General features: G+C 48.6%; 6 protein-coding genes and 1 pseudogene. 4 read left to right on the top strand and 3 right to left on the bottom strand.

Annotated elements, in window-relative coordinates:
• Positions 1–240 (top strand): annotated as a pseudogene (locus QUB14_RS09745) (hypothetical protein); the annotation flags it as partial.
• Between the two features lie 82 nt (positions 241–322).
• Here QUB14_RS09745 and fabG read toward each other — a convergent pair.
• Positions 323–1,087 carry a 3-oxoacyl-[acyl-carrier-protein] reductase gene (fabG, locus tag QUB14_RS09740; RefSeq protein WP_333218878.1) on the bottom strand — a complete coding sequence of 255 codons (765 nt, stop codon included), beginning with the start codon at positions 1,085–1,087 and terminating at the stop codon, positions 323–325.
• 73 nt (positions 1,088–1,160) lie between these two features.
• Here fabG and trxA point away from each other — a divergent pair, with 73 nt between their 5' ends.
• Positions 1,161–1,478 carry a thioredoxin gene (gene trxA / locus QUB14_RS09735; RefSeq protein ID WP_333218880.1) on the top strand — a complete coding sequence of 106 codons (318 nt, stop codon included), beginning with the start codon at positions 1,161–1,163 and terminating at the stop codon, positions 1,476–1,478.
• Between the two features lie 87 nt (positions 1,479–1,565).
• The gene (locus tag QUB14_RS09730; protein ID WP_333218883.1) at positions 1,566–2,159 is read left to right on the top strand and encodes a hypothetical protein; all 594 of its coding nucleotides are present in this window, start codon (positions 1,566–1,568) and stop codon (positions 2,157–2,159) included.
• Positions 2,160–2,389: 230 nt separating this feature from the next.
• Here QUB14_RS09730 and prmA read toward each other — a convergent pair whose 3' ends face one another.
• Together prmA and serA are read right to left on the bottom strand one after the other, a co-directional pair.
• Positions 2,390–3,280 (bottom strand): 50S ribosomal protein L11 methyltransferase, encoded by an 891-nt coding sequence (prmA, locus tag QUB14_RS09725; protein ID WP_333057863.1) that lies wholly within the window; start codon positions 3,278–3,280, stop codon positions 2,390–2,392.
• A 184-nt stretch (positions 3,281–3,464) separates the two neighbouring features.
• Complete coding sequence (gene serA / locus QUB14_RS09720; protein ID WP_333218885.1) at positions 3,465–5,048, bottom strand: phosphoglycerate dehydrogenase; 1,584 nt, start codon at positions 5,046–5,048, stop codon at positions 3,465–3,467.
• Positions 5,049–5,719: 671 nt separating this feature from the next.
• Here serA and QUB14_RS09715 point away from each other — a divergent pair.
• The gene (locus QUB14_RS09715; RefSeq protein WP_333218887.1) at positions 5,720–6,226 is read left to right on the top strand and encodes a hypothetical protein; all 507 of its coding nucleotides are present in this window, start codon (positions 5,720–5,722) and stop codon (positions 6,224–6,226) included.
• Positions 6,227–6,237 lie beyond the last annotated feature (11 nt).

The following is a 6,237-nucleotide window of genomic DNA, read 5'->3' as shown; positions in this document are numbered from 1 at the left end:
AAAAATTATGTGTCGCTGAACTTGAATCATTCCTCAATTGCTATCGTGATTTTTCTTAACTTATTCAGCAAGCCCTATTTAGAACGTGTGATTGCCAACCCGAGCGCACTGCGAGTCAAGATCGCTGATGTTACTCATAACCTCGATCTTGGTCGCATCGCCAATCCCACAGAGGCAGATTTTCAACGCATTGCCCAATACAAAAAAGTCCTCAGTCAGTTGCGTGCCGCCTTAAAATAATTATTAACCGCAGATAGCCGCCTTCATCGTGGCACAGGCATCTTGCCTGTGCGATATCTGCGGTTAAAAAAATCCCGAAATCCTAAGCCATTACCATCCCCCCATCCACATTAAAAACCTGCCCCGTTATATAAGCGGCCGCCGCATCTGCCGCCAAAAACTTCACCATACCCGCAACTTCCTCAACTTCCCCGTATCTCCCCAGCGGAATATACTTCAAAATCTCATCAGACTTGACATCCTTAGTCATATCTGTAGTGATAAAACCCGGTGCAACTGCATTCACAGTAATCCCGCGAGTCGCCAACTCTTTCGCCACAGTTTTAGTAAACCCAATTACCCCAGCTTTCGCCGCACTGTAATTAGCTTGTCCGGGATTGCCCATTTGCCCAGCAACCGAAGCAATATTAATAATTCGGCCCCTTCGCTGTTTCAGCATGATTTTACTGGCCGCTTTTGCACACAAAAATACGCCCGTTAAATTCAAATCAATCACAGCTTGCCAATCTTCCAGTTTCATCCGCAGCAGCAAAGTATCGCGAGTAATGCCGGCATTGTTCACCAAAACGTCAATCCGTCCCCATTTTTCCATGACATTACTGGCGAGTAAATCTACTTGGTCAGTTTTCGAGACATCTGCTGCAAGTGCGATAGCTTCTCCTCCAGCCGCGACTATTTCTGCTACCACCTCATCAGCAGCAGCACTCGAACTGGCATAGTTGACGGCGACTTTAGCGCCTTCTGCTGCTAGTGTTAAAGCGACGGCGCGACCGATTCCCCGCGACGCACCGGTCACGACAGCAACTTGACCCCGCAATCTCTGAAAATTCTCTGGCAATAATTCCATAATTGTATCCTCGCAATCTACCAGAGAATTTTGCACTAAAATCGAGCCAGAACCCAAAAAATTATTTTGTCTTATGGCAGTTCAAAAACAGTTCAGCAGTTTTGAAGAGTTACTATCGGGCTCTGACTTGCCGGTGTTGGTAGATTTTTACGCTACTTGGTGCGGGCCTTGTCAGATGATGGCACCGATTTTGGAGCAAGTGAGCGGTCAGACGAAAGACAAGCTCATGGTTGTCAAAATTGACACCGATAAGTACGAACAGTTGGCGTCGCAGTATCACATTTATGCTTTGCCGACTTTGGTGCTGTTCAAAAATGGCGCTGAGGTCGATCGCATTGAGGGAGTGATGCAAGCGGCGCAGTTGATCGATCGACTGCAACCTTTCTTGTAACACGAGCCAATTATCTCACACGTAGGGTGCGTCAGCCAATATCTGATTAATTAGGAATAAGATAATCCTAGTTGACGCACCCTACTTATGAAGACTCCCAGCCACGCTATTATCAATCTGGCAATTCTCGGCAAACCGCAACTGCCGCAAGCTAATCTCATTATTGCGATCGGCGGAATTTTGCCGGATATTCCGATATTTTTATTTTACTTTTGGGCGAAATACATTGCTCGCTTGCCCGAAGGTACAATTTGGTCAAAAGCATATTATGAGCCTTTTGTCCAGAATGTTGTTGCTCTGTTTCATTCCATTCCCATTGCGGTTATTGGTTGGCTAATGGCTTATTACTTTGGCTGGCAAAGCGTGCAAATTCTGTTTATTAGCATGATACTGCACTCTCTGGGAGATTTGCCTGTCCACAATGACGACGCTCACCGGCACTTTTTTCCGTTCAGCAATTACCGTTTTATCAGCCCATTTTCTTATTGGGATAGAAAGCACTACGGTTCAATTGTTTCTGTGGTTGAAATGTTGTTAGTGCTGCTGTCTACTTTCCGGGTTTTTGGTTTTGTTAATTCTTATGTTGGAAAAACGTTGTTGATTTTGGTGAATTGCTTTTACTGGATTGGATATGTGTATTTTTCCGCTCGTGCTTGGTTAAAATTCACTTCCGAAAGATGAAGTAAGCCACTACGCATATAAATTGCTTGCTTTCGGGAGGCAGGAGAGGGCCAGAGGCAGAGAATTGCCCAATTAAGCTCGCTCAGCATTTAAATTGCACGTCAAGAAATAATCAAACCAGGAATGGCCCGTTGCTCTGAGCAAAGCCAAAAATATGCAGTTTAAATGCACAACAGCTTACTAATTACCAATTCTCAATTTCCAATTTCTAATTTCCAATTTCCAGATCGTTAACTGCGCCGAATATTAAAACAACACCAATCTTGGCGCTTCCACAGAGTAGCCACAATCCAGCCGTGCTGTTCGAGAGTGTCGGCAATTGGCTTAGCTTGTTCGAGCAAAATGCCGCTGAGCACGGCCCAAGTAGTTGGTTTGCTAATTGCAGTGAACTGCGGGATTAAATCAATGATTACTTCTGCTAAAATGTTGCAGATCAAACCGTCGATCGGCTCATCTACCATTTCTTTCAAACGATCGATACTTCCGAGCTCTGCAACTAACTGCTGAGAATTAACGCGGTTGAGCAGTCTGTTGCTAATGGTCGATCGCACTGCCAAAGGATCTGTATCCAAAGCATAAACTTTTGTAGCGCCCAACAACACGGCGCCGATCGACAAAATACCAGACCCGCAGCCGATATCCGCAACGATGCACTCTTTGTCATCAAAACCGAGACGCATTTCCAGCGACTCCAGACAAAGTTGAGTAGTAGCGTGAGCACCTGTACCGAAGGCCACCCCCGGATCTAAACGCAAAATGACGCGATCGGTATCAGTCGGTAGGGGCAGCCAGGCCGGATTAATTAAAAAGCGATCGCCCACTTCTTGAGGCTGCCAGTGCTCCTTCCAAGTGCTGCCCCAGTCTTCGTCTTCAATCAAATCCCACTGCATCGCAGGTAGGGGCAAACCTGCACACAGAGCATCTTGGCGCAGCCACAGAGACAGAGCGGCCAAATCCAGCAATCCTGCCTGTTCTTCGGGCAAATAAGCCGACATCAGGCAGGAATTGCTTTTGATCTCAGTAGCAGTTCCCCGACAGTTAAACCGTTCCAGACGCCAAAAGATGATATCTTCCAGCGCCGGATCGCAAAGAATTCTAATTTCCCACCAGCTATGTGCCATAACGATTTTAGATTTTAGATTTTAGATTGTAGATTGGCCTAGGGGAACTGGAGACTGGGAACAGGGGAGTGAGGAAGGAGGATTGGCTAAAAGAAAAATTCCCGCTTTCTTGCCAATGACCAATGACCAATTACCCATTACCAATTATCAGCCCTTGCATCCAAAATCTAAACTCCAAAATCCGTCAAAGATTTACCGTGTAAGCATCCCGAATTCCCGGAACTTTTAGGATCTCAGCCAGTATCCCCTCTGGTAGAGGGTCATCGAGGCTCAAAACCATCACCGCATCGCCTCGCACGATTTTACGGCCTACTTGCATACTGGCAATATTGACATTAAAACTGCCCAATTGGGAACCAATTTTGCCAATAATCCCCGGCATATCGCGGTGCAGGGTAAACAGCATATGGTGAGTGGGGGAAACGTTGACCGGGAAATCGTCAACACTGGTAATCCGAATTTCGCTTTCGCCGAGCACTGCACCTGTCACGGTGTGTTCGCCGAGGGTTCCCTTGGCCGAGAGGTGCAGGGAGCCTGTGTAGTCGCGAATTGAGGCGTCTCTGGTTTCGACGACGCGAATTCCGCGCTCTTTAGCTTCAATGCTGGCGTTGACGTAGTTAACGCGCTCTCGCAAGGCTTGGGAGAGCAGACCTTTGAGGGCGGCGACGACTACGGGCTGACCTTGGTTGGTGGCCAATTCGCCTTGGAGTTGGACGTTGAGGTAATCGACTCGGCCTCCGGCTAGCTGGCTGACGAGGTTGCCGAGGGTTTCGGCGAGTTGCAGGTAAGGTTTGAGTTTTTCGATCGAGTCTGGGAAAATGCCGGGTATGTTGACAGCCGATCGCGCTGGCAGCCCCAACAGAACGTCGCGAATTTGTTCAGCAACATCGATCGCCACATTCACCTGAGCTTCCGCTGTGGATGCTCCCAAGTGGGGCGTCAGCACGATGTTTTGGCCGACACTCCGCAGCGGGGAATCGGCTTGCAGCGGTTCCTGTTCGTAAACGTCGATCGCGGCGCCGGCGATCTTGCCTTCTTTGATGGCTTCTGCGAGGGCTGCTTCGTCGATGATGCCGCCTCTGGCGCAGTTTATGATCCTGGCCGTGGGCTTCATTTTCGACAGCACTTCAGCGTTAATTAAGTGCAGGGTTTCCGGCGTTTTGGGGATGTGCAGGGTGATGTAGTCGGATTCGCGCATCAACAGTTCTAGTTCTACCAAGCGACAGCCCAACTGGTCGGCTCTTTCGGTGGAGATGAAGGGGTCGTAGGCGAGCAGTTTCATGCCCATTGCTTTGGCTGCGGCGGCGAGGTGCGAGCCGATTTTGCCCAAACCGACGATGCCGAGGGTTTTTTTGTAAACTTCTACGCCGATAAAGCGGTTGCGTTCCCATTTACCCGCTTTGACGGATGCGTTGGCTTCCGGGATGTGGCGGGACATGGAGAGCATCATGGCGAGCGCGTGTTCGGCGGCGGCGATCGTGTTGCCTTCGGGGGAATTGACGACTACAATTCCTTTGCGGGTAGCGGCGGGTACATCGACATTATCTACGCCGACGCCGGCTCTGCCGATGATTTTGAGTGAATTGCCGGCTTCTATGATTTCTTTGGTAACTTGGGTGCCTGAACGGATCATTAAAGCGTCGTAATCTGCAATAATTCCTACCAGTTGTTCGGCTGAGAGTCCTGTGTTTACGTCAACTTGCGCGACTTGGGAGAGGATGTCAATTCCGGCTTGGTCGATCGGATCGGATACTAGAACTTTAGGCATAGCAAGCAATTGAGTGGAATTAGTAAAAATAGGCAAGCGCGTTGGCGAGCACAAAGTTGAGGCTTAAACCTGGGGCAGTATCTCACGGCTGAGCTCAAGCTTGCGTTTGTGCAGTTTGAATTGTATCTGCATTCGGTCTTGACCGACCGTTTTTGCTTGAAATATTTTAGGTTTCGGGGCGATCGGACTCTCTGACCGCGTTAAAATCCCCGAACTGCTTAGCTAGTATGTATTTTCGGTCTATAATAGACTTTGGCTATTCAAGCCTAACTATCAGGAATTGTTTTCTAGTCAGTAACTCAGGGCTAAAGCCACTGAGCTTGTAAGAGCAATCAAAGCAAGCTGTACTGACCAGCTTCAGTCTTAACTGACTACGTTATTTAGGTCATGACACCCTGGGATGCGAAGCTAGTCCCCCGCTCTGTCGCTGGTGGTTAAACAGTTTTAAAGTCACTGAAACAGTGCTGCCAGCCTAACAAGCCTTTATAACATTGGCGAAGCTAACTTTGACCCCGCAAGGGAGTTGAGGCAACCATACCTCAAAAAATCGGAGAGGTTGTATTAAATTCCCTCTCCGCCCCGTAAGGGGAATTAAGGCGATTGAAATCGCCTGGTCGTTTTCCACGAGCGGGCTAAAGCCACGCTCGTTTCCCACTTACCGAGTATTTTTTATGAATTATCTTATCGCCGTACTGCCCGATCGAATTCAAGCCGAAGCTGCCTACAGTGCTCTGGAAAAAGAAGGCTTGCCCATGAAGCAAGTGAGCATTTTGGGCCGCGGCTACAAAACTGCTGATGAATTTGGCTTGATCGACCCCAACCAGCAAGCGAATAAACAAGCTAAACTCATGGCTGTTTGGCTGGTGCCGTTTGGCTTTATTGCTGGCGTTACTTTCAGTCTGATGACTCAGTTGAAGACTTTTGCGTGGGCGGGCGAAATTGGCGATCACGCGATCGGCGGAGTGCTAGGTGCGATCGCCGGCGGGATGGGCAGCTTTGTTGTTGGCGGAGCCGGGGGCATGGCTTTTGGCAGCGGCGATGCTTTGCCTTACCGCAACCGTTTGAATGCGGGTAAATTTTTGATTGCGGTTAAGGGTAATGATGATTTGACTGGGAAAGCTGCGAAGATTTTGCAGCAGTTTGAACCGGAAAATATCCAAGGTTATACAGAGACTTAGTTATTTGTTTG

It is taken from the genome of Microcoleus sp. B3-D2, assembly GCF_036705345.1.
Lineage (GTDB): Bacteria > Cyanobacteriota > Cyanobacteriia > Cyanobacteriales > Microcoleaceae > Microcoleus.
This window is presented reverse-complemented; position numbering and strand designations above follow the sequence as displayed.